The sequence below is a fragment of the Chamaesiphon minutus PCC 6605 genome, assembly GCF_000317145.1.
Classification (GTDB): Bacteria; Cyanobacteriota; Cyanobacteriia; order Cyanobacteriales; family Chamaesiphonaceae; genus Chamaesiphon; species Chamaesiphon minutus.
Genome location: NC_020053.1, coordinates 318,958 through 343,520, shown reverse-complemented (window position 1 = coordinate 343,520; position 24,563 = coordinate 318,958). Strand labels below are relative to the sequence as shown.

The following is a 24,563-nucleotide window of genomic DNA, read 5'->3' as shown; positions in this document are numbered from 1 at the left end:
AGATGAGATGAGCTAAATTACTCGATCGCCAAACCAGCAATCTAGCGGATATCGTTCGCTTTGTGTAGTAGCTATAAACGAGTGAATGGTATCGACCGTTCGTGTAGCGTCGGCTTTGCCGAATCGGGTAACATGACCTTCTCAAGTAACATGAATCTTTCTAAAATTTGCCTGTCTGCGATCGCTCTATTGAGCTGGTCGGCTGCCAACGGTACTTCAGCGTTTGCCTTACCCCCATCGGACATCATCCAGTATCAATCGCCACAGCAAGAAGTTTTAACCATTAATTTACATTCTGGTTTGGGTACGAATATTAGTTTTAATGCTGTCAATGAGACAGTGGAAACGATGTTTTTAGATAACCAATCTTATATATCTTTGACTACTGATGGTTGTCTCTCTAAATCTGAAACCCAACCCTGTGCCCCTGGCTCTGCACCTACCCTCGTCCATTTATCATTAATCGACGATATCGAACTGCCTGGAGTAATCCGTGTCAATAAACGAGCGGGACATAAATCTTTGCTGACAGTCGTTACCAATGATGCTCACAGACAGAAGAAAACGTATGTATTTACGCTCAAACTATTTGGTAAAAACGATAGTCAGCGTCATGTGGCATTAATTCAGATCGTACCCACCGCACCTAAACCAATCGTTAAAGTTGCAACTGTCGTTACTCCTAAATCGAAAAGTAAGCGACAATCTACGCCGATATCTGTACCGTATATCCCGATCGCTACGGCAACAGATACACCATTTATCCCTGTGAATCTGCGCGTTACTAACCCTCAAAGTATCGATTATTTAAAAACTGGATTTAGACTGGCGATTTTTAGAGGTGATTATAAATATAACAATCCACAATACGAAAGAATTAATAAATTCATCTTGGCTCTAAATGGGGGAACCGCTAAGTTGGAATCGGCTTCCACTTATGGTTTAAATCTGAATTTAGTAGCTAATTTAGTCAGTTTAGGAACTCCAGTACAGTGAGAAAGGCAAAGTTTAATTCGTTGGCTAATACAGTTAGAACAGCCAAATTTAAGGCGACCGCTAAATTCACCTATTTTTCGATTACCACACTAGCCATCATTTTTTACCTGGCAGGAGTGGCAAAAGCCGAGACACCATCGAATAATAATCCGATCCGAGCTACCTTTTCACAGCTCACGGTTAACTCGATGGCGGCATCGCCAACGGGGATGAGTGCCGCGATTCCACCTCAAGCTCAAGCAATGTTCGGTGGTTTAACTAAAGTTACCTGTCGGGCTGGGCAAGCACCATCAACCTGTCTGCCGTTGGGATTTCTCAATACTGCCTTTGGCATCGGTAAATTTACCCCGCAAACAGCCGCATCTGCCGCTGGAAAGCCCGCTTTAACTGGTTCGGAAACCCTGGCGACTGCGACTCCGTGGCTGGGCAAGATTACTGTCAAAGATGCACTAGCAGGCAATCCCAGTCTAGCTGCGGTGTTGCCGCAATCTGCCTTTGTCTCTGGCGGGAGTGGTGGTGGCAGTGTCGTCAATCCCAATCTCCAAAATACTCCATTTGGTAGCGTCGTCAATCTCAAGTCGATTCAGCTCAAGCGGGTGCCGAGTCTGGCGAATACGCCGCTAAATAATTTTGCAGGCATTCAAAAACTTACTACCTCCCAGATTCCGAATATTGGCAACATTGCCTTTGCGAATATGCCTAGCATCACCATCCCTGCGGGTGCGGCGGTATTGAAGATGGATGTGGTTCGCACCCAGGAACGCAATGTTCGACACATGGTGATGAGTGGCTCCGAGCAACAGCCGAATGCTTCCTGCCAAACTAATTGTGACTATATCGAAACCCATCCTGCCATCGGGATGCCCTATCTCAAAGGCGCGCGGATAATTTCTGGCGATAGCCTGCAAGTGCGCGGTGGTAAAGGTTTACTCGCATGGGTAAATGGTGGCAAGGAACCGACTGGCATCCATTTTGCGGGGCTGAAGTTTGTCGTTCGTAATGTCAATGCCAAACAAGGAACGGCGACGGTAAATCTCAATTTTCGCAGTTGCTTCTATGCTTTTGGCGAACACTGTACGCCCTTCTTTATCGGCTTTCCACTGTGGCAATTAAGCGAACGCCGCAATAGTTTTCCCTTGATTACTACCGATGCGAGTGTGGTGCGGATGATTCGGTTGCAGAAATAGTGATGGGGAGTGGGGGAGTGGCCGATTCGATCTCCCTCGCTTATGGCTGCATAATCGTTACCCGCAAACAAGTACCAGGTTTGACAATTGATAACTGGTCATCAAACTAAATTTTCTACTCAGATATCGCGATCGGGTGATTCAGATCGCACTCTCAACCCGATTGAATTAGTAGGATCGATGTACTAAATAGGTAAAACCCATGCTAGACAAACAAACTTTTGGCCTTCTTGTATTTGGCTCGCTCTCCCTTGCCACGGTTGCGATGGTGTTTGGCAACCCAATTTCGTTACTGCTGGTATTGTTTGCTCGCATACTGTGTGAAGTGGAAACCTACTAATTTATACAGCAACCTGCTTGTGACGTTCGATCGCTTCTGCTCTTCTTTCTCCTTGCTTTTCTGGAGAAATCCACTCAAAAACAAGATCGTTTTCCTGAAACTTCATCCGCTCTGTATGTTCTTTTTCGCCCGAAAGAAACATCATCGGAATACCGTCAGGAAATGCTGTGCAATTGCTGTCGAACTGGTAGTATTTGCAGATTGGGCATCCAATTTTGTTCATAATTCTGTAACCTCGTATATTGCAATTTGCCTGCGATCGAGGTTATTATCTTCGGTCGCTTGCCATATATTAATCTTCACCCTCTCAACCGCACCTCTCCAGCTCCAGTTCTTGCCAACAAAGAGCGAATTATCGAACCGAAAATTCGCCACCCTACCAAACTCAAACTGCCAATCCGATTCGCCAATAACAATCGCTCCAACTCAATCTGAATGATGCCATCAAATAACACCGCATTTGCCAACGTATCCGGTGGATCTTGCGGTAATGGCGGTAAATATAACCGTTGTGTCGATTGGAACTTCAACAACTGTCCCAACAAATCCTTCACTTGGGGAGTATCCACCGTAATTGGTTGAATCCGCAACAACGCCGCATATTCTCGCCGCCCTGGTACCAAATCGCAGGTAGCCGAAGCCACCACAAACTTCATCCCAGTCAACCTTTCACCCAGTAGATAAGCAGCATCAGTACTGACAATATCTCCTTGCAATAAACTAAATCTGTCCTCAGTTGACTCAATCGCACCACTAGCAACAGCATCATCGTAATCCAGCGGACTCCGAACCAAAGCACCAGGTGCATTAAATATCTGCTGTCGCTGCTTGGTTTTTCCCAACCCTTGGGCAAAATTTCTCACTAACTGTACCGCGCTCTCATCGTGGGATAAATCCCTAAGTGCGACTTCTAGAGCGGCTAAATCCATCGGTAAATCTGACACTCGCTTACCCTAATGGACGATTTAGCAATTCTGGGGCGAGGATGACTTCATCCTCTGACTCCGCTGGAATATCTTCAGGTTCCAAGGGTGGAAAACTAGATCTCGTTGGTAAAACAGTGGATATATTTCCCAACATTGACACCGTTTCTACTAGTAAAGCTAAAGTGTCCGCATCTTCAGGATGATTTTCGACTACTCGCACGGCTCTCATCACCACGCTCAAACCTTGCTGAAGCCGTTCGACATCGCCAGCCAACCCGACGAGTTGTTGGAAGTCATTTTCGTTGAGAATGCGGTATTGTCCCGTTTTAGTCTGGAGCGTTCCCACAGTTCCAGCAGTAATAGTGGCGAGCGCGTTCGCACCTGATGTCCGAAACTGCTCGAAAGAGTTCCAGGATGTGGAAGGAGTCAGGGAAATAGTGGGAATCATACCAACAGGAAGGCTTCGCGATCGAGTTAACATGGCGAGTTATTAGAGATGGATAATTCCTAGTTTATCCAATCACCAACGCTTTTACAACGATAATCGGTGAGATAGCTACGAATCTATTCAACAGACTCGATCGCACCATCAATCCTTCCCACCACCCCCGACACCCCTTTCCCATGTCCAGCCCCCAGATCTCGACTCAAACTCATCAACCTGTCGCCAAAAAGTCCGATCTACCCTTCGATTCCAATCTGACGATGCTCTTTAGTGCGATGGGGTTGTTAATTATCTTGTCGATGTTGGGGAAGCGTGAGGATAGCAAGCAGGGTAAATCTTATTGGGGGGGATCTGCCCAGCTTAGATCTGCCAGAAAGATCGCCCGATCGCAAATTCCCGCCTATTCGGGCAAAAAAGGTTATACCGTACCGGATGCCTGTTCCTTATATCTAGGCACTCCAGCGCAGATTTATAACGCTCACCAGCAGGATTTTTATAATCGACTCAAACCCGAACTCGATCGGATCGAGCGCGAATTCGGATCGCAGGCAGCACACCAGCTTGAAGCTAAATATCGTCCCCGCAAAGCGAAATTTTGGGATAAAACTCTATACATTCCTAACGCTCAACAGAGTATTGCGGTATTTGGCGCGGCGGGATTGGGTAAATCTAAAAGTATCCTCAATCCGTTGATCCGTTCGGCACTAGATCAACGGATTACTACAACTGTCTTTGACTTTAAATATCCCGAACAAACCAAAGAAATTGCGGGCTATGCCGCCCAGCGCGGCTATAAAGTCCAAATTATCGCCCCCTCTTATATTGAATCCGGTATTTTCAATATCTTGGATTTTATTAAGGATTCGGGGGATTCGCTGGGATCGGGACAAATTTCGGAAGTCCTGACGGAGAATACTTCTAAAGCAAAGGATAGTGGTGGCGGCAGCAATGAATTCTTCGAGAGTGGCGGTGGGGGTGTCGTTCAAGGTGGGATGTTGAGTGCTAAATGGCTTGAAGAGGACTCCGAGGCGATTGCCGTTGCCAGAAGACTGTGGGAAGTTAAAGATGGCGATCCCCACCCTCCGGTTGCCGATATCATGACCGTTGCCGCACTAATTAATCTACCCCGCTTTGGCGATCGAATGCGATTTGCTGCCAAACGGATTAACCCGTGGATTAGCCAAGCTCTGGCTCAATTTCTTAGTTCGGGCGGCGAACGTGGCAAATCTAATGTCACCGAGGGTGGTATTCTTGCCAACGCTCAGAAGACGATCAATCAATTAGTCAAGCGCGATTTTATTCCCGCTTTGTGTGGGAAATCCACGATCGAAATCGACCTGAGTGGGAAACATGCTCAAACTCTGACGATTGTGGGGATGAATCAGGATTATCGACATGTGCTTTCTCCGCTGCTGGCGACGATCCTCGATCTCTTAATTTCCCGAAATATCGCCCACTCCAGGCAGCGGATGGAACCCTTCTTTGTCAGCTTGGATGAGTTACCGAGTATGAAGCTGCGGAAGATCTCGCAGTGGTTGGCAGAAGGTCGTTCTGCGGGTTTCTGTGGTGTCATCTCGCTCCAAAATAAATCGCAATTGCAAGAGACTTATGGTGACGATCGCACCCAGACCATTATGTCTAACTGTGCGACGAAGTTCTTCATGAATCCCCAAGATCCAGCGTCGGCAAAATTCTACAGTGAGTATTTGGGCGAAAAGGAAATTCGCTATCACACTAAATCCACTACCACTCAAAAAGGTGGCGGCAGCAGATCGCGGAACGAACATGTTGCTAAAGTCCCATTGATGGAAGCAGCAGAATTCTCGAAAATGCCGCCAGGACGCGCCGTAATTATCTCGCCTGGATATATCAACAAAGGTAAAAAAGAAGCTTATTTACCGATCTTGCAACAGATTGAAATTCCCCACCGCGATGTCATTGAATCTGAGAAATCTCAGGAGGTGTGGAAGACGATGCTGGCAAGTTTCCAAGCGCGGAACATCGATGAAGCTGAGATCTCGCGGATGTTTGAATTGCGCTGTCAATTAGTTGAAGAATTATTTCCGCTGCCGCCACCCGCTCAGTTAGCAGTGCCACTGGGAGTTTTAGTCGGACACCTCAAATTTAAAGGTTATAGTGATGACTTTGATGGTAATCGTTCGATCGATTTAGGGATGCAGGTTAATATCCCCAAACAATGGCAAGATCCGAATTCTCCAGATGACGCTCCGATCGCAAAAATTCCCACAGATCCCAAAACCTTATCTGCTGTGGTTGCTCTAGTTGGTAGTACTGGTTATAAGATTGTCCGCAAGGAAATGGCGATCGATCGATAATGTCTGGCGTGACTGAGAATGAGGATGGATCGTTGTCACCTGGGATTATTCTGGATCGAGTCAAAGCGCAATTACATCGATCGTCTCTCGTTCTCCCCAAAAATGTAACGATCTTGCCTCCGCCCGATTGTAAGCACAGACTTCTTCTAATTGCTCGTGATTCCATTGACTGTAATGAACTAGTTTTTCCGCTAGAAAGTCTACAGAGCGGCCAGCAAAAGCATCTTCCACTACTCTCTCTAAACCAATTTCCGCAAATGAGGCAAGTAGATTAATTGCTTTAAGATTTTTACTGACAATCGCTTCATGAGTTATCAGTTTGATAAAGTCTCTCAACTCGATTGCCCTGGCAATCAGGGAGTCTGGTTTGTCTTGCCAAACTATTTGGAGACTTTGTTGTGTGCCCCTAAAACCCCGATTATTCAATCCTGCTAGCCATTTCGATTTCCGACTCGTGCGATCGTAAAACCAACGTGCTGTATAACCTAGCGCGAGTCCAGCCCCTTCAATCCCCAACCGCTTGTCTCCATTCGCCAGCATATAAACATCTAAGTCCGAATCTCCCAGTGGAATCATGGCAGCGATCGCTTGGGTAATCTCAAATTCTGACAAATTTTTAGTGGACATGACCCTTAAAATTGTGGATTATTTATTGATGATAACAAAACAATAGTATTTAAGTACTATTGAAGTGGACTAATTGCTGAAAATGCTGAGAAATTTCCCGTTTGTGTCGATCGAACAGGCGATCGTTTCCGGTGACTACCAGCAACATTTGTTGGTGCTGTCAACCAAATCTCAAATCACAGCCAAAATTGACGGAACATCTCAACTAGATAGATGCCTCGCAATCGCAATTTGGCTAATCGATGTGCTCCATTTAGCATTACTGGTAATTTGGGCGGTTTTAAAGCTCCATAATGTAACAATGTCAACTTCAATGTTGTCTCCAAAACCTCCTCGATGGCTACCTGATGACCTTCGGGACGAATGTTCAAGCGAATCGGTCTGGGTACGCCGACTTTCAGTTCGACTTTTGTGGTGACTAGAATCGCTTCTCGATTGGATAACTTGAGTGCGACACCGCGATCTGGAGCTTGGAGTCGTCCATTTGCCAGGTTATACAGTCGCGGACAACCCGATTTGCAACATTCAATCAGGATAAATTTTGCCCCAATTGCTGCTGCCCAATCGGCTAAATATTGCGCCTCATTGCCGCAAAATCTCCCATCTCGATAGATTGCCACTGTTTTACCTTTGATGTCTGAGGCAGGCAATAATTTTTCTAGAAAACGGCGGGGAATTTCTTCGCCTTCAATAATGCCATCTTCAGATTTAGCGCGGAGGAATTCCCCCTGCTTGCCATAGAAACAAACCCCCGCACAAGCACTCGTCGTTCCTGACAATTTGAGCTTGGTTTTTCTCGATACATCTAACCCGATAAACACATCGGCGATTTCCATGGGTTCGGCTAAGACAAAGGGGCTGTGCCCTAGTTTGGCTAAAACTCCTGGCATCACCTGATTTAAAATATGTTTGGGTTCTACATTTCGGAGACTTTTTTCATAGATAAATTGAGTCGCAATACCTCTGTTGAGTAATTTTTCATAAATGCGATAATATAAACTACCACCATCCTCATCGTCGCGATCTCGATCGCTTTGAGGCAAAAATATAAATACGAGATCTGGAGTTGGTATTAATAAGTCTTCTAGTCGTTCGTCAAGCTCCGCACGTCCCTTGGGACTATCGAGATTCTCGATTGAGATTTTGTTCGAGCGATCGGCATCAATTCTGATAAATTTACACCAGAATTTTTTTAATTGCTGCTCGACTTCTGACATAAATCTGTCGCTGGATGAGTTCGACTGAATTAAATCGATTGTGGCGATCGATATCGGTAGATCGGATGAAATTCTTTGAGAACGACGATATATTCCTCCTGCTGTCAATCCTTTAATAATATCTTTATAGGGATAAATCTTGCCTTTTCCAAATAGCAGCTCTGTGTCCTCGATTGGGTTTATTGGTTTCCAAAAGAAGCTTTCATGGTTGATAGAAGATTTATTGAGTTGAATTCCATACGGCATTAAAGCTTTAATTGCTTTGTCTTTGTATTCGGTTAATAATTCTTGCCGTTCTCGATAGTCGATTTTAGTAGCTTTAGTCAATTTGCCCCAATCTAACTCTAGCTGTTCTGCTGTTTTTGATGTAATGAGAGGACATAACGCAGCTAAAGCATAGTAATATTTGTCCTTGCTACTGCTAAACTCTACAGCTACAACTGGTTCATCATCTGGAGCTTTTTCAATCGCTTGCCGACTAGCTCCTCCCCTGACTTTAGCAATTAACTGTTCTCGATATTCAGACATGGTACCGACAATCGCCACGATGGTAGCTTTACTGTTGTTATCTACAGTTTCAACTTGTAGATTAATCAACAATTTTTCTAAATTTTGACGGTAGGGGTGTTTTTTAATAAAATCAGCCAAATTATCGCTGGAGGTAATCGGGCTATGACTGGTAAGACTCAAAGCTGGGTATTCGAGATCTTGGTATCTAAATATCTCACGATCGACAATAGCCCGTCGAACGATTTTAACTTTGCGATCGCTAGGTATTTTCTTAGGGATAAATGGTGGTTCGACACGCAAGATTTCTCTAGCTAATAGTGCAATAATTGCTGCTGTTGGCTGTGAATTTTTAATTTGTTGTAACTTGCCACAACTGCTGTCTGTGCCTAGTTCTTGTCTGGCAGCTTGCAAGGCAATATTCCAGTCATCTAAACTCGGTATATTGCCATCGAGACGAGCGAGGACGTGAAATATTTCCTCATGCCAAATGACTACTACCCCAGGAAAGTGACGTGCTAAACGATAACTGAGTTTTTTACCGATTTGCAGATCGAGATTGGGTGGTAAGCGATAGCTGGTAAATTTCAGGGTTTGAGCTTGATATTTGAGGAGCGAAACTTCAGCTAAGAAATTTCGATCGCTTTGGGGATTATGCGGGGTAGATGCCATCTCGTTCTCGATATTCTGTATATTCACAAACTGGGGAAAAGGGGCAATGTTGGCATTGAGAACCAGGATTGGGCGGGAAAACTAAATTGAATGCCGAGCGATTGTTACGGTAAGAATTTAAATCTGCTGCTAGTTGTTTGGCAACCTTCACCACGCATATTTCCATTCCTTGAAGCTGGGCTGGAGTTGCCCTGATAATGCTCGATTGTTGTTGGGACTCTAAATTATAAAAAGATGCCACAACCGACTGTTCTGGGTATAAATATTTGGCAGCTAGTAAGTATGTAAGTGCCTGTCGTTTATCGAAGTTAGACTTTCCGGTTTTGAAATCGAGGATGTGCAATGTTCCATCTGGTTCGACATAAATACAATCCATTGCTGCATAAAAGTTAAACTCCTGGCGTTGTAATTTCAGGACTAATGGTTCTGGTATCCCCTCATCGCCTTTTTCCAGTTTGAGAATTTTCTTACCTTTGAGGAGCGGTTGGGCATGATATCGCTCCAATATTTGGGCGACCGTTGCCACAACTTCCACTTCGTACCGTTCTAAATCGAGCAGATCGATGATTAGCTTGACTCCATCCGATCGATCTAGCAATTGCGGATCTGCGTGAAATTCATACACTCCTTGCTGGGCAAGATGTCCGATTGCTTGTGCTGGACTATCTCGCTCCAATAACGCGCGAATTATTGGCTCTTTCTTTCTCGCTCGCTTAAAGCCCCGCCGCATCGGACAATGAAAGGCTTCTCGTCCGAAGGCTGGCTCTGAATCAGCCCAAATTTTGTAGCTAAACGACGGATGATATTTAGTTGGACTGACCATGCTCGCTGACGGCGGTAATTGAGTTAGGCATCAAATCTGACAGTGCGATCGATCCAATCACTCGAATCTAAAATCCGATCTGGCACTCATCGATCGATTTGTCCGTATCTAGTGTGGTAGATGGTTGATTTCTCAAGTCAACCACTTTTGTAGAGAATATCACATGTTGATTTTTCAAGTCAACATCGATTATCATAAAAAAGCGGATGCAACCATGCGGAGGAAACCTCCGCATGGTTCCACCAAGAATATGCAATTTTTAAAAAAAGTGAGTCAGACATTTGGCAAGTGTATTAAGGATGCTCGGCGGAGCAAGGGTTATAGCCAGAGAGATCTAGCGGCCAAAGTGGGAGTCGATTATACCTATCTCTCGAAATTAGAAAACGACCGTGCCGACTATCCGCCTAAAGATGAGGTGATTCGATCGTTGATCGAGCATCTAGATTTAGAGATGGATCTAGCTAATCTTAGTTATTTAGCTGGACGAATTACCCCAGAGGACTCGAAGGTAATTCAACAATTAGCTAAAACATATCAAGATAAAATGCCCGTACTGCTGCGGAAAATGCAAGATCCAGCAGCGATGCGCCAATTATTGGAGAGTGAGGATGACCATCATTAAGCCGTTGGGATATATCGGTAAGCAAGAAATTACCGCGACAGCCGATCGACTGCTCGCCCAAATCGAAGCTTCCGCCATACCACCTAAATGGCCGCAGGTAGCCGATCGTGCCGCTGATTTTTTGCAGCTAGACATTCAATGGGAGCGATTCGATCCGGTTCGAGATGGTGTAGTTGCGGCAAAAATTTATCCAGATACCAAAGAAATCTATCTCAACGAAGCCTTTCCTTTGATCGTGGATAGTAGTGGATTTTATCAATCTACCTTAGCTCATGAGATCGGTTATTGGTTGCTACATGTCGATTCAGATAATGTGGATATTCCAGCTACCGAAAGCGATCGAGAACGGGTATTTTTGTGTAGGAATCTGGACGAACAAATAATTAAAGTTAGGCATGAAAAGACCCCAGAAGAATGGCGAGAATGGCAAGCACAGTACTTTGCTAGTTGTTTGTTGATGCCAGTAAACCAACTCGAAGAAGTGCGGCAAGGACGTAATTTAACTAATTGGCAACATTTAAAAGCGATCGCTGACGAACTAGGCGTGACAATCTCAAATCTATGCAATCGCCTTCAAGATTTAGAATATATCCAGAAGACGAGCAATTCTAATAGACTTTATCCAGGTAAGAAAATGAGATGCCCATAATCATGTAAATCGAGTTACAAAGCACAATTTATTCCTAAATAACTTTGCGATGATCGAGCGATGATGCGCCGCAGTAACAGCAATTATTCAATTACCTCCGGTAGGCTACAACGACCTGCGACAATCGTTCCAATCGATAACCAGTGGCAAAGCGGTTAATAAAGCTATCGATCGCTGGTGCGGAAATGGAAATATGTCGCCTGACGATAACATCTCCAGTGCGCCACTCCCTTGGTACGCTCTGAATTGGCTTGCTACCTTGGGCATTACTATCTCAGGGGGAAGTCGAGTACAGAATTCGCGGTGAACCCATTTCAAGTATTTCTCACTCACAACTTCACTCGGTCGTTGCGAGAGTTGGTAGTACTGGGGTGAATTGTAGAACGAGGAGAATATGAATTAAATTAGTAACAGAGAATGGAGAATTAACCATGCAAACGAGCATCGACTACGAGCAGATCGTCATCAATAATTTAAGACAACTATCCCCCACCCAACAGCAAGAAGTTGTAAACTTCACTGAGTTCCTCCGCCAGAAATTTACCCAAGCAACCACAGGCTCGGTTCTATCCCTCCAACAACTTGCCAATCTCCCTGTCAAAGAACGGCATCAACACCTCAAAGCGACGATTGCGTCAACCGCAAATGATTTCTTAACCGATCCAGAACTGACGGAATTCTCCGTTCTAGATGGCGAAGGTTGGGAGATCGACAATGACAAGGAGCAATGGAAATGACTGTGGCTTAGTGTTGTTTGATTAGAGGTTAAAACTGTCGATACATAATGATTATCGATCGACTATTTCTTCCTACCCATTGCTGCAATGTTCCAGTCTGTGGCGGATCACCCCAAGAACAATCGCGGAAAATATCGCTCTAGTAAAGTAGATGGAAAACCTACCCTCACCGCACCTTTAGGCGTATCGGAAACCAACAAGCCAGCCGCCAACAACTGCTGTAACACCTTACGCCCTTGCCGCTCCTGGTAGCCACTCGCCGCCGCCGCTCGCCCTCGATCTAACTCTCCCGATCGAAACACCGCTGCAACCACCCGATCGGAGCCAGGGAGCAAGCGTTTAGCGACAATTTCTTCCCCCAGATACACCTCAATTCTGGTGAGTAGTTGCTGTGGATCGAGGCACGATCGCATGAACTGCACTTGGTCGATACAAGTATTCAAAAAGAACTCACAAAAGGCTTGCAATCCCTTAGCTGTCAGATTTCCTCTGCCATCGAGATCGTTCCATCTGGGTAAATCGGCGTTAGCCAAAACAGCGCGATATCGATCTTTCGATCGCGCTAATCCGCGTGAAATCGACCATAAACTGGTACCGATGCCGATTTCCCGAAACATCGCATGGGAAAATAATCGCGCCACCCGCCCATTCCCATCGTAGAAGGGATGAATCCATACCAAGCGATGATGCGCCGCAGCAACAGCAATTACTCGATCGATCTGCGACAATCTCTCCAGTCGATAACCAGTTGCAAAGCGGTTAATAAAGCTGTCAATGGCTGGGGCGGAAATGGGAATGTGTCGCCCGACAATTACATCACCCGTGCGCCACTCCCCAGGCACGATCTGAATTTGTCTGCTACCTTCAGCATTAGTCAGCACCAACATCTCAGGGGGTAGTCGAGTACAGAATTCACGGTGAATCCACTTCAGGTACTCCCCGCTCACAACCGATTCTGGCGCATTGCCCAGATCGATCTCCCGTTGCACTTCAATATGCGCTTTAGCTTCTAACTGTAATTCTCGTTGTTGGGGATCGATCGAAAAGTCCTGAGCGAGGGCGCGTTCGATATCGATGGGGTGGGTGCGATGTCCTTCGATGAGGTTGCTGTAGTAGCAATTCATCGTGCGAACTAAATCGCCAATCCCCAAAATCGTCGCCACCTGTAAATTACTATTGAGCGCACTACTCTCCGCCCACAGTTGCGTAGCCAGATCGGTCGATACTCGATTCCTCAACCCAGGTAATAATGGTTCGATGAGGGCGAGAGATTCCATAATAGTGCCGATCTTTTTAGAGCCTAAAACTGTTTCTACATACTAATTGTAGCATTTTTAATTGCTAAAATGTGCCGATCTTTATGCCGATCTTCAGACATCGATCGACTATTTCTTCCGACCCATTGCCGCAATTTTCCGTCCCTGCGCTCTGCCCATCTTACCCATCCCCATCCCCACTCCACGCATCAAGCCACTTCCCAATTTACCAGCAGCTCTACCCCCTACCCTACCAGCTCCTCTTGCCGCTCCCCGCGCTGGTGCGCTGGTAAGTGAGTTCATTGCCCCAGCTAGAGCCAGAGCAGAACCTTGACAATAGTAGAAGGTGAGGAAGGGAGCGTAAATTGCCATTAAAATACCGATCGTAAAAATCCCTAAACTTGCCAGTCCCGTCTGGCTCTGCGCCCAGAGATTCAAATAGACAATAATACCGACGATAATTGCAAAACATAGTTTGGCATTGACTAACAACCAAAAATTACCAAACCAATTTTTAATCGGTGCGGGGTCGAATAACGATAGGGCGATATTAATTGGGAAGGTGAAGCCAAATACTAATAAAGTCAGTTCTAAGGCGATATAAAAGGCGATCGCCAAGCAGGTAAATACGAGCTGAATTAAATTTTCAAACGCATTAGAAATGGCACTACCCATCGACTTAATCGAGTCCCCGACCTTGCCGATAATATCCCATTTAGCCTTCTCATCGATCGTCCCATCTGACGCACCAGCCGCTGCTGTTGTGCTATTCGACCCCGAAGTGGCTGAAGTACTGTTTGGCTGTACCCCCGCTGCCCGATTGAGATCTGTTTGAATCTCGGCTATTTTGGCATTAACTACCGGATCTTGTTCGGGATTGGTAGCTACACTTTGTTTTAAATTATCTAGTGCTTGTTGAAAACAGGCTGTTTGGGCTGCGGGAGCGCATTTTTTTAACTCGTCTTCAAATTTAACAAAATAGGATTGGGCGAGATTTGTGCCATTGAGACTTCTAGTTGCTTGTAATTTCTCAAAATCGAAGGAAATTCCCTGCATAATCGTATCGGAGATCGAGTTAGTAAAATTTCGCATTCCCATTACCGTATACATGGCTAACTGTCCGCTATTCCATAGCATCAGTAGTACCAGAATCAAGACCATCAGAAAACCGACGACTTTTTCGGTATCTAAAGTTTTAGCTTTAATTTCTAGTAGAAAATAATAACCGCGATAAATTACGCCGATGCCCGCGATCGTCAAAGATACCTGTGCGACTCGTCCGAAGATGCCCATTTGAAAAACATTCGACCAGAATTCCTTGGCGAAGTTGGTGGCCAGTGCCGAACCAGTAGCCGCTGCTTGGCTGAAGTTGGCGGCGGCTAATAAGTGTGGGTCTAGTAAGATATCTGGCATGGGTGTTAGGGAAGGGGAAAGGGGAAAGGGGATCGACTTTTGACTCGGATCTCGATCGATGTCTGTGTGCTGTTGGTGGTGTGAGGGAAAAACGGGTAAAGGGAAATGGGTGAGTGCGTTCCTTTCCCCTTTACCCTTTCCCCCAATTCCTCTACCCCTTACTTCTTCGACTTAACTGCGCCCACCATCCCTTGGATGATGGAGTTAGTGTTTTGGACTTCATCGGTCAATCGCTTGCTGGCGCGATCCTCAGTTTCTTGGCGGCGAATTCGTGCTGCTGCATCGGTTGATGCTTGAGCCAGTTGTGCGGCACTCAAGGTTCTTTGCTCGGCGGCAATGCGGACGCTTTCGGCACTAATCGCACCGTGTTGTCCGAGCTGTTGGCTGATGGCATTCAATTGGTCGAGCGAGTTATCGTAGGTTTGCGCCGCTTGATATTGCATCCCCGCCGCATTTAACCCAGATCCCAAGACTCGGCTTCTGAGGGCTGCTTGACCGGAGACACCGTTAGCACTCTCGGCAATTACCTTACTCGATGTGGTGGAGATCGCATCTAATTGAGTTAGCGATCCGTTGGCAGGATTGGTGTTGAGGGCAATTTTGGCTACATCCTGCTGGGCCTGGGTATTGGTGACAGTACTCGCAATATCGCTAGCTGGTGTGGTGCTGGCGAGGGTGGTATTGATGCTGCCGATATTGGGATTGGCTTGCTTTGACAAAATGGTGGCTGCTTGAGTCGCGCCTTTGCCGTAACTATCGGTTGTAGCCTCGATCGCGGTAGTTTGAGCCGTAGCTTGAGAACTGGCATTATTGGGATTACCCCCACCCCCACCACCGAAGAAACCCGCGATCGTTTTCCCAATTCCGCCTAATGGGTTGTTGGGATCGTTCATCATCTCCATAAATTTAGTATTGGCGATTTTACTTAAATCGCCGATACCAGCAGCGATTTTTTCTTTCATTAGTCCGTTAGCGATCCCACCGACAAATGGGATCTTATTTAAGGTGTTACTAATTTCTGCTGTCTGTTGGGTTGCTGTGGTGGTAAGCGATCGTTCGCCCGATTGAATCGCGCCAGTTCCGGCATTGGTAACTGTTGTAGTCACCATCCCTTGCGCCGTAGTTCCTACTGTCTTGCCGATGTCTGGTGGGATGATGCCATTGGCTGCTGGTTTTGTGGTTGCTGTCGGTGCGGTGACTGCGGGTGTGACTGTGGTTGGATTTGGTACGGTTGTCCCATTTACAACGGTGGTCGTGTTTTGAGGTGGGATGGGAACTTTAATGCCATCGATCTCAACGGTTTGAGTAGTGGTAGTTGTAACGCTACCCGTTGCCGCTGCCGAAGCTTGCGCGTCGCCTAGCGGCGATCGAATGTTGCCCAGCAGGGTTAGCGCGGACATAACGATTGAAAGTAGTCGTTTTTTCATTGATGTTTTGCGAATTATGCAGGTAGTAATTCAGAAGCGTACCGAGCCAATCCGATAATTGGATGCTCGGCTTGCTCCAGCAGGGCTTGACGGCGTTCGACTTCATGGACGTTATTGACAACAGCGGCTAAGGTACCGGAGCTAGCGTAGATTCTCGCCCAGGTATAACTCCGTCCATCTAACATCAACCAGTTGGAGTAACCCCAACCGCGATTGGGAACGTATGCTTCGGTGAGATTGGGCGCGAGTAGCTCCAGCGGAATCTTCATAACTTCGGAGATCGCATCTACCGATTCCGGTTGGATGCGTCCGACTAATTTGATATCGCAGTTAGCCAGGATCTGTTCGCCGCCAGCGCAGGTTTTAATTGAGTGAACTTCTTGTGCGGCTAGCATTACTCTGATCCCCGCTTTGGCAGCAATTGCTAACAACCGACCGATCATCAATGCTAGGGCAGGGAATTTGAGTAGGGCAGCAGCTTCATCCAAAAATAGTACCGATTTAGGATTGCTGTAAGCGCGGCGGATCGCTGTTGCATAAGCAACCGTCGCGAGTATTGCCATATCCTCCGCGTTGGCTACTCCTCGAATTGCCATCACGAATAACTGGGAGTCAGTTTTGAAAGTAGATGGGCGACAAAAAGCCTGTCCCGTTCGGCTCTGCGTCCACGATCGCAGTTTGGTGACGATATAACTTAAAGCTTTGAGTTGTTCTGGTTCGGTAATATTGACTCGTTCCGGCGAGCAGAAACCGATGAAGTCTTCTAACACTGGGTACTTTTGCCATGCGTCACTACCAACGCCTCCCTTAATCGCTGCAATATACCGCGATTGGATTTCACGAGCGGCGAAGAATTTGGACAGAACTAATGTGAGTAAGGATCTAATTAAATCCCGAAACATTGGCTCGAACGTATCGGGATTAGAACCAGTCACCAGCATTTGGAGGATTTCTAACAGGGTTTCTTGGGAATCCTTGCGCCGATCTTCCCGATCTTCCGGCGATAGGTATGAGAGATCGGATACCTCAAAAATATTGCTACATTCCGAACCCACATCGAAGAACGCTCCACCCAATAGCCGCGCGTAATCGCGGAAAGTAGAGGCTTCTTTTGTGGGCGGACAGTCGATAATCGTCACGGGCAAATTATTCGCCAATGCGCCGTTGAGCATCCCCGTAGTGGAGACAGATTTACTCGCTCTGGTAGTGGCAATCCACAGAATATGATGGTGGTTATTAATAATGTCGATGTACAGCGGTACGCCACCATCGTTGGAGATTAACTCAAATCCACCTTTGTCGTAAGTATTAATCAAAGCCAGCGAGACAGTCCCCGCCACATAATTGGTAAACACCTTGCTCTCGCGACTAAAAGGGCGAGATAGTGCCATATCCCAAGCCACAGGGAACGTTTGCAACCACGTCCACCAAGTGTAGGTATACTCGCGGTGTAAATGGGCGGGGTAGAGGAATAGAGACTTGAGGTAATCGCAAGCCCGATCTAACTCCTCTACCGTATTGCGATGGACGAGGAACGTCGATGACATCGATAGTTCGACACCGCCTTTATGGAGGATTTCTTGAGCCTCGATCGCTTCTAGGGCATTGAGGTTCGCCGCAACGTTAATATCGCCTTCAGCCGCTGCCTTTTCTGCTTTGTACACCTCTTCATCGGTCAGATCTTTGAGCTTTTTGCGACTGATACTTTGACTAACTTTAGCGATCTGAGCGATGTGTTCGATATCGTAAACGCTATCTTCCCCTAACTTATTCCACAGGTAAGTGAGTGCATCTAATTTGTCACTCCATTCATCTGGTTGGTCTAACATCGACATCACGCCGACGAACTTATTTTTGACTTTCACCCAGCGATAATCTGCCGTCGGTAAGCTAGATTCTTCGTCGATTAAAATCGATAGGGGATGGAGGGGACGATAGATATTCTCGGTGGCTGTTTTACCATTGAAAAATATCCGTTGGGGTACGGGCGGCGCGGGTGTGGAATTAACTCTCGCCCATAAATCCTGCCACAACTCTTGGGTACTTAAAGCTCTAACCCCCAGCCCCATCTTATTAGTGAGGATCTGTTCCCATAAATAGAACGTATTGACACCAGCGACTAAGAACTCTGTAAATTCGCGAGACTGAGCGATCTTTTCTGCCCCTGAAAACTTAGCGAACATTTTATAAAGACCCTTACCAAAAGCTTCGATCTGGTCATCTTTGACATCGGCTTCGGGGTCGAAGGTAAACGTCGCAAATAAGGTCAGCGATTTGGGTTTTCGCATTCCCTTGTCTGTCAGAGTTTGCAACCGTTTTTGTTCGGTCATGATGATGTATTTCAAGACATCTGACTGACAGTTTTCCACTGTTTTGGATAACTCCTGCATTCGGGCGGTGTTATCGACAAACGATTTCATGTGGATCGTTAACACCTCTCCCTCCGGCAAATCCTTAAACCCAGCAGATAGCCTGTTATAAATCGGATCGATCCTACCCCACGGTAGATTCGGGTGAATGCCATCGCATTGAAACCCAAATACCAGTCGATACTTGCGCTCGGTAATCTGAAGTAAATACGCGCCAAATTGTCGCCCATTGCAATCGAAATCGATATGGGTGACTAAATCTAATTCTCCCTCGATCGGAAATAGTAATTCTGGCTTCTCCCCAGGACGACAGACTTGTTTGACTGGTTTAGGACGTGCGAACATCGGGGTCTTCTGCTGGAGGTAAGGGCGAACGGTAGGGGAGATTGGCACGGATGTAGCGAGGTGGTTTGAACCATAACCCGACAAATTGCCACACGCCCTTGAGGGTGAGGGCGATCCAAGTGCCATCGACGACGACAACAGCTAGGGCGAATACTTGCCAGCCCAGATTGAAGATCTGGATTAAAAATAGATACAGTAGTAAATCCAAGCCCAGAGCGATGATAAATACATCGGCAGGAATTCCGGCAATCCCTGGCTTGCGGCTGAGAATGCGGTTGACTCTGATTGGTTCGCGATCGTAGGACATGATTTATTATGCTGTTTTGAAGATTGCACCCATAATGCCATCGACCGCCGAAACAGCAATAATTAGAATTACTGGAGCTTCAACGATTTCTTGTATTTCTGCCCGTTCCCTATATTTGTCGTAAGCATGTTTGATTCCAAAGACACATGCAATCCCAAAGGAAACCTTAATTAAGTTAACGATCATGGTTCCAAAGCCAGCTAGACTAGAATTTGAAACACCCACGTCTTTACCAGATATTAAGTCTTTAATTTGCTGCTCGCCTGAATTTGTAAGTATCAAAGCATGAGCGGTATCTGTTATGCAGGTAATTAGGAATAAGCTGCCTAAGATTGAGATTCCAGCAACCAGTAATAACAAATGTTGAGGTGCCTTGATGCTGCGAAATTTGTACCAAAGATCGCCTGCAATCCGGTTGGAAAATATTAAATAGGTGCCGAGAGTACCCGTCCATGCCAGCGTAATCAGTAAGGAATTAACTCCGAGCTTGAAGATCCAATCAGCCGCAATACCGACGGTAACGATCGATAACCAGAATTCAACCGAACATGAGTAATAGACTCGATCGAGTAAGCTAGATTTAGGGTTGTGTTTGTGGTGATTATATTTAGTCATGATGATGCTCGCGCTCGGTTTTTGGGTCTAGCGAATAGTTGTTTTTATATTTAGGGGTAAAAAGCTAATTTACGAAAATATTAGTTCGCCCTGCTGGTGAAGTTGCCATATTTGAAGATTGGAATCGCTCTCCAATGGCATGAGTATTGCTGGTCTGATTAGTTCGATATTCAGATAATCGGGGGTATAATTATGCCCCCTAAAGATCCAACTGGCGATCGTGTAAGCATGTGAGTCGATATATCTACGCTTGGCAGGCACGAGATAGGTGCAGTGACCAGCATCGAATACCCAGTAATTTCCGCGATGATTGGCTTGGGCTAGAATGACATTCTTGGCTTCAATCGACCAATTAGAATAGATCGAGTCTTTAGTGACACTCGCCATCCTAATTTGATATTCGGTCGCAAATTTAGTGGAATTCTGACAATATGCTGCAACTATTTCTTGCTGTGTTTGAGTCGATCGCGACATCTGGAGCGAAATTAGATCTGACTCAATTGGAACGTGCTCTAGTGAGGAATTGCAGCTTGGATAAGCAGACTGTGGTTGTGGCATGTAGATCTAAAAGATCGATTTGTAATAGTACAGGCACGTTTGTCTGGGCTTATCGATATCGTCTCAACATAACTGTGCTAGCTAATAAATGAGATGCGCTATCCGGCTGAGATTTTATAGAAAAATCGAACAGATTTTCTTCGCTTGATGCTGCGATCCCAACTCTCGATGTTCCTTTGCTGTTAATGGCCGACAATTATTCATTAGTTGAGGATTGCGATCGCTTATTTGTTTGGCTAATTTACCCGCCTGTGTCTGCGTCCAAGCCGGACTGGGACTCTGCTTGGCAATGACGGTGTTGTACCCCAATAATCCCAAGATCGTCAAGGCCAAACCCAATAGCAGCCAAGAATGCCAGATCTGAGCGGGAGCCGCGACACGTCCGGCATCGATGAACCTTTTTTCCAGCGAGGTTAATTGATGTCGAACGGTGCCCATATGGGCTTGTTGGATGGCTAGAGTCTCTAGTAATGGTTTGCTCACTAGCTCGAATTGGGTCTCTAATCTCTTCCCTGCCAAATCCAGGGATTGAGTCACCGCTAGGGGAATAGCATCTTTAATTCGTTCGATCCGATCGAGCATTCCAGTTACATCGCGAATCGGATCGTCTGCTTGAATGTGATAGTTGGCAAACGATCGATTTAAGGCTAACTTGCTGATGGCATGGTTGAGAGCAGTGGTTTGTTCCATCTTGCGTGTAGCGGGTGGGTAAATAAGTCCTATCTAAACACTTGACTTGCGATTAAGCCTTGAGTCAAATTACTCGATCTCGATTGTCGATCCTCTTCGAGTTGTAGACTTAAATCGATCTTTGACTTGAGATGAGAGCTAAACACCGATCTACGATTTAGCAGATCGACAAGTTGTGGGACAACGTTGTCCCACAACTTGGCTAGACTATACTAGCTTTACCACTGGTGCCATAAAAACAACTCCTCGTTCATAGTGATGGAAGTTTTAATAAGACTGGAAACTCCATTTTTACCAACCTAAAACTTCTGTCATTTTAAATGATTTGATGATATCAAGTATAGCTGTTGTCTCATCATATTTAAATGAAAAGTATATATGGTTTGAGTCTATTCTTTAGTTTTAATTATCCATCTTTTGTCACTAGTTGCCGATTCTAATATTTCAACTAATCTTAATCTTGTCTTACCCTTCAATACTGGTCTAATTCGCTTTGGTATCCAGGCTAAATGTACCGTAGCTAATCCTGTTGAATGCTCACTGAGTCTATATTGAAACGTATCTTTTAATGTTATTTTTGGTTGATTGATTGACATCTATCTACTATCACGATAAGCTTAAATAGTTGAGTTGTAAAGATGTTTAAATGCCACGGGCTAAGACTCCATCATTTATAACAGAAGTAGCATTAGTTGTCAGTAGTAAAGAAGATGCAGAGCTATTGTCACGCTTTCAGGCGGGACGACAACTCTATAATGCTTTGCTGAATGAAGCGATGGTGCGAGTGAATCTGGTTAGAAACTCGCCAGCTTTTGAACAAGCTAAAAAAATTGCTAAAGGGAAAGCTCGAAATGATGCTTTTCAACTAGCTAAAACTCAACAACGATATAGTGAGTTCGAGTTAATGTCTTTTGCCACCCAAGCAGCATCCTCAGCTAAATGGATTGCTCAGAAGGTAGATTCAGCTACTCAACAGAAACTCGCTACTAGAGCATTCCAAGCTAGTGAAAAGGTATTATTTGGTCGCGCAAAAAATGTGCGGTTTAAGGTACCTAATCGCTTTAATAGCATGGAGGGGAAAAGCAATAAACAGGGGATTAGATGGAGTGAAAACCAATTAGTTTGGGGGAAACTCCGTGCTTATCCGATTATAGATGAGTCTAACTTAGTGCTAATGCACGGGTTGACATCAATAATCAAGTATGTACGGATTCTCAAACGAGATCTCAACGGAAAGCGGAGATGGTTTGCACAACTAATTTGCGAGGGATTACCCTATCAAAAACCTGCAAACTTCATCAACAATGGTATCATTGGCATCGATCTAAATGTCTCCAATGTTGCTTATGTTGCCGATAATAATGCTGGATTATTGCCTTTTGCTGATAAGGTGCCTGTGATTAAAAAGCAGGTATCAAAGATTCAACAAGCCATGCAACGCTCTCAGCGTCTTGCCAACCCAGATAATTATGAGTCTGATTTCCCAGCCAAAAGAGGTCGAAAAGTTGTAATTAAAAAAGGCAAGAATAAGAAGGGTGTGAGATCGTGGAATAAGACTAAAAACTATCAACGATTAGCAGTAAAAAAGAGAGAGCTAGAGCGGCGTAGAGCGGCTTATGTCAAGTCGAAAAATAGAGAGATCGCTAATGATATTTTGCGAAATGGTAATAACATAAATGCTGAAAACGTGTCCATAAAAGGATGGCAAAAGCGTTATGGTAAAGCTATTTCAGCTAAATCTCCAGGGTTGTTTCAATCTGAGTTGAAGCGCAAGGCTGAAAGTGCTGGCGGTTCATTTACTAAATTTTCTACTAGGAAAACAGCTTTATCCCAAACTCATTTAACTGGAGAAAGGGTTAAGAAATCTCTTTCTGAAAGAGTGCATTATGACCAAACTGGGATTGTAATGCAGCGAGATTTGTTTAGCGCGTACCTAGCTAGATATGTTGATGACGACGAGTTGACATTGCGAGATGCTCAAACAGAGTATTTGAGGCTGGAACCAGTCTTGTTAGCGGCATGGCAACGATCTAAAATAAATTGCGAACGAGTAGTCTTTGACAAAAGTAGGCTGGGTCATCCACCCTTGGAGCAATTCGCTAACCACGATAAACGCCACAGCCAGATAGGTGAGCTATGCTCCGACCGAAAAGCTGTGTAACTGACTGTCGGAATCCCCCTTTTGAAAAAGGGGGAGGGTTCAAAATGAAGTTTCTACGATACCCCAACTGTCGATGTCAGATAAATTACCCAAACATGGCGATCTCATCATCACCGCCGATAACTATATTTCGATCGGTAATCGACAATCTCAAATCGGGAACGATCGAGGTGCTTTAGCGGCTTACGATCGAGCCGTGCGCCAAGCTCCTGGCTATGCCAGAGCCTATAACTATCGCGGCTCGTTTAGGTATGCAAAATTGCGAGATATTCAGGGTGCGCTGGTCGATTTTGACTCAGCCGTGCGCTGCGACCCCGATTATGCGATCGCCTATGCCAATCGTGGGTTACTGAAGTACCAGCAGTTAGGCGATATTCCAGGTGCCCTAGCCGATCTCAATCTGTCGATCGTCCTTAACCCCCGCGATGCCTCGGTGTATAACACTCGTGGGTTGATTAAATATGCCGAACTTGGGGATATCGAGTATGCTTTGACGGATTTCGATCTGGCGATCGAGATCGACCCGAATTTTGCGGCTGCATATAACTGTCGCGGACTGCTAAAAAATGTCAAACTGATGGATATTGCTGGTGCCTTAGCCGATTACGATCGGGCGATCTCACTCGATCCCAACTTGTCCGAGGCGTATTATAATCGCGGTACGCTCAAGCATCGGGAACTTGGCGATCCTGTCGGGGCGTTGGCTGATTATGACCGAGCCATCGATCTCGATCCTCATCTGGCATCTGCTTATTTCGTGCGGAGTCTGCTCAAGCGGGATTTTTTAAATGACCTGCTGGGAGCCGCGAACGACTACGAGCGGGCGATCGTGCTCGATCCCAAGATTATGGAAGATCGCTAAAAAAAATCAAGCCTTTCAACGTGATTTTCCGCTTTCCGCCTATTGTAGATTGTGCTGGTGGATCGGTCAAGGTATCTTCAGTTCCACGTAATTACGTGGAACTATCCAAATAACCTGAAATTGCTTCTGAATACAGGTTTCTGGCGATTAATTCTTTCTTTGACTTTTGACTGACTTTTGACTGGTGCCAACTATCGCTAGTATTTCCTGAAGATGCTGGTAGTTTATCTGCTGATTTAGTTCCACGTAATTACGTGGAACTGTTTAAATGAGCTAAAACTATTGACAAACAACACTTTCACCGAAATTCTCTTTCAAGAGTAGCCAGCACTCGATCGGATATGCTAAGACTATAATTCTTACTGAGTAAGGATTTAAAGCCAATGTTTAGTTCCACGTAATTACGTGGAACTAAATAAATAAGCTAAAACTTTTATTGAGGGGTAAACGCACAGTTAAACTAAGTGGCTGTCGCG

At 45.5% G+C, this 24,563-nt stretch carries 23 protein-coding genes; 9 read left to right on the top strand and 14 right to left on the bottom strand.

Translation table 11 applies throughout. The annotated features are described in order from the left end of the window. Positions 1–81: 81 nt before the first annotated feature. The 3 genes from CHA6605_RS30540 to CHA6605_RS34820 all read left to right on the top strand — a co-directional run bounded on the left by CHA6605_RS30540 (position 82) and on the right by CHA6605_RS34820 (position 2,523). Positions 82–996, top strand: coding sequence for a hypothetical protein (locus CHA6605_RS30540; protein ID WP_157260293.1), 915 nt, complete (start codon positions 82–84; stop codon positions 994–996). Next, positions 993–2,183, top strand: coding sequence for a hypothetical protein (locus CHA6605_RS30535; RefSeq protein ID WP_015329030.1), 1,191 nt, complete (start codon positions 993–995; stop codon positions 2,181–2,183). The genes CHA6605_RS30540 and CHA6605_RS30535 overlap by 4 nt, the downstream gene beginning before the upstream one ends. Positions 2,184–2,385: 202 nt before the next feature. Continuing rightward, positions 2,386–2,523, top strand: coding sequence for a hypothetical protein (locus tag CHA6605_RS34820; RefSeq protein ID WP_157260292.1), 138 nt, complete (start codon positions 2,386–2,388; stop codon positions 2,521–2,523). Between the two features lies 1 nt (position 2,524). On the opposite strand, the gene CHA6605_RS30530 is transcribed toward CHA6605_RS34820, so the two are convergent. The 3 genes from CHA6605_RS30530 to CHA6605_RS30520 all read right to left on the bottom strand — a co-directional run bounded on the left by CHA6605_RS30530 (position 2,525) and on the right by CHA6605_RS30520 (position 3,930). Beyond that, entirely contained in the window at positions 2,525–2,746 is a 222-nt protein-coding gene (locus tag CHA6605_RS30530) for a hypothetical protein (protein WP_015329029.1), read from the bottom strand. Positions 2,747–2,822: 76 nt separating this feature from the next. Then, the gene (locus CHA6605_RS30525; protein WP_232432352.1) at positions 2,823–3,467 is read right to left on the bottom strand and encodes a hypothetical protein; all 645 of its coding nucleotides are present in this window, start codon (positions 3,465–3,467) and stop codon (positions 2,823–2,825) included. Between the two features lie 4 nt (positions 3,468–3,471). Next, positions 3,472–3,930, bottom strand: a complete 459-nt coding sequence (locus CHA6605_RS30520; RefSeq protein WP_015329027.1) for a hypothetical protein — start codon at positions 3,928–3,930, stop codon at positions 3,472–3,474. A 143-nt stretch (positions 3,931–4,073) separates the two neighbouring features. On the opposite strand from CHA6605_RS30520, the gene CHA6605_RS30515 reads away from it, so the two are divergent. Beyond that, a complete protein-coding gene (locus CHA6605_RS30515; RefSeq protein WP_015329026.1) occupies positions 4,074–6,230 on the top strand; it encodes a type IV secretory system conjugative DNA transfer family protein in 2,157 nt (718 codons plus the stop codon). Positions 6,231–6,290: 60 nt separating this feature from the next. Here CHA6605_RS30515 and CHA6605_RS30510 read toward each other — a convergent pair whose 3' ends face one another. From CHA6605_RS30510 to CHA6605_RS30500, 3 genes are all read right to left on the bottom strand, one after another. Further along, entirely contained in the window at positions 6,291–6,857 is a 567-nt protein-coding gene (locus CHA6605_RS30510; RefSeq protein ID WP_015329025.1) for a hypothetical protein, read from the bottom strand. Positions 6,858–7,033: 176 nt separating this feature from the next. After that, positions 7,034–9,253, bottom strand: a complete 2,220-nt coding sequence (locus CHA6605_RS30505; RefSeq protein WP_015329024.1) for a Piwi domain-containing protein — start codon at positions 9,251–9,253, stop codon at positions 7,034–7,036. Continuing rightward, on the bottom strand, positions 9,234–10,076 hold the full coding sequence (locus tag CHA6605_RS30500) for a PD-(D/E)XK nuclease family protein (RefSeq protein WP_015329023.1): 843 nt from the start codon (positions 10,074–10,076) through the stop codon (positions 9,234–9,236). The genes CHA6605_RS30505 and CHA6605_RS30500 overlap by 20 nt, the downstream gene beginning before the upstream one ends. 163 nt (positions 10,077–10,239) lie before the next feature. Here CHA6605_RS30500 and CHA6605_RS30495 point away from each other — a divergent pair, with 163 nt between their 5' ends. The 3 genes from CHA6605_RS30495 to CHA6605_RS30485 all read left to right on the top strand — a co-directional run bounded on the left by CHA6605_RS30495 (position 10,240) and on the right by CHA6605_RS30485 (position 12,084). Continuing rightward, on the top strand, positions 10,240–10,698 hold the full coding sequence (locus CHA6605_RS30495; RefSeq protein ID WP_015329022.1) for a helix-turn-helix domain-containing protein: 459 nt from the start codon (positions 10,240–10,242) through the stop codon (positions 10,696–10,698). After that, positions 10,685–11,347, top strand: coding sequence for an ImmA/IrrE family metallo-endopeptidase (locus CHA6605_RS30490; RefSeq protein WP_015329021.1), 663 nt, complete (start codon positions 10,685–10,687; stop codon positions 11,345–11,347). The genes CHA6605_RS30495 and CHA6605_RS30490 overlap by 14 nt, the downstream gene beginning before the upstream one ends. Before the next feature lie 431 nt (positions 11,348–11,778). Next, positions 11,779–12,084 (top strand): hypothetical protein, encoded by a 306-nt coding sequence (locus CHA6605_RS30485; RefSeq protein ID WP_015329020.1) that lies wholly within the window; start codon positions 11,779–11,781, stop codon positions 12,082–12,084. Positions 12,085–12,191: 107 nt separating this feature from the next. Here the strand turns inward: CHA6605_RS30485 and CHA6605_RS30480 are convergent, their stop codons facing one another. The 8 genes from CHA6605_RS30480 to CHA6605_RS30440 form a co-directional block, all read right to left on the bottom strand. Next, positions 12,192–13,361, bottom strand: coding sequence for a Fic family protein (locus CHA6605_RS30480; RefSeq protein WP_015329019.1), 1,170 nt, complete (start codon positions 13,359–13,361; stop codon positions 12,192–12,194). Positions 13,362–13,469: 108 nt separating this feature from the next. Continuing rightward, positions 13,470–14,753 (bottom strand): hypothetical protein, encoded by a 1,284-nt coding sequence (locus CHA6605_RS30475; RefSeq protein WP_015329018.1) that lies wholly within the window; start codon positions 14,751–14,753, stop codon positions 13,470–13,472. Positions 14,754–14,911: 158 nt separating this feature from the next. Continuing rightward, positions 14,912–16,153, bottom strand: coding sequence for a hypothetical protein (locus CHA6605_RS30470; protein ID WP_015329017.1), 1,242 nt, complete (start codon positions 16,151–16,153; stop codon positions 14,912–14,914). A gap of 41 nt (positions 16,154–16,194) precedes the next feature. After that, positions 16,195–18,894, bottom strand: a complete 2,700-nt coding sequence (locus CHA6605_RS30460) for a TraM recognition domain-containing protein (protein WP_015329016.1) — start codon at positions 18,892–18,894, stop codon at positions 16,195–16,197. Continuing rightward, complete coding sequence (locus CHA6605_RS30455; protein ID WP_015329015.1) at positions 18,878–19,201, bottom strand: hypothetical protein; 324 nt, start codon at positions 19,199–19,201, stop codon at positions 18,878–18,880. Before CHA6605_RS30455 ends, CHA6605_RS30460 begins: the two co-directional genes overlap by 17 nt. Positions 19,202–19,207: 6 nt before the next feature. Beyond that, the gene (locus CHA6605_RS30450) at positions 19,208–19,816 is read right to left on the bottom strand and encodes a hypothetical protein (protein ID WP_015329014.1); all 609 of its coding nucleotides are present in this window, start codon (positions 19,814–19,816) and stop codon (positions 19,208–19,210) included. A 69-nt stretch (positions 19,817–19,885) separates the two neighbouring features. Continuing rightward, on the bottom strand, positions 19,886–20,374 hold the full coding sequence (locus CHA6605_RS30445) for a hypothetical protein (RefSeq protein WP_015329013.1): 489 nt from the start codon (positions 20,372–20,374) through the stop codon (positions 19,886–19,888). A 114-nt stretch (positions 20,375–20,488) separates the two neighbouring features. Then, a complete protein-coding gene (locus tag CHA6605_RS30440) occupies positions 20,489–21,064 on the bottom strand; it encodes a hypothetical protein (protein WP_015329012.1) in 576 nt (191 codons plus the stop codon). 646 nt (positions 21,065–21,710) lie between these two features. Here CHA6605_RS30440 and CHA6605_RS30435 point away from each other — a divergent pair. Both CHA6605_RS30435 and CHA6605_RS30430 read left to right on the top strand, forming a co-directional pair. Next, positions 21,711–23,225, top strand: coding sequence for a hypothetical protein (locus CHA6605_RS30435; protein WP_015329011.1), 1,515 nt, complete (start codon positions 21,711–21,713; stop codon positions 23,223–23,225). 73 nt (positions 23,226–23,298) lie between these two features. Continuing rightward, on the top strand, positions 23,299–24,087 hold the full coding sequence (locus tag CHA6605_RS30430) for a tetratricopeptide repeat protein (protein ID WP_015329010.1): 789 nt from the start codon (positions 23,299–23,301) through the stop codon (positions 24,085–24,087). The last annotated feature ends 476 nt before the right edge of the window (positions 24,088–24,563 follow it).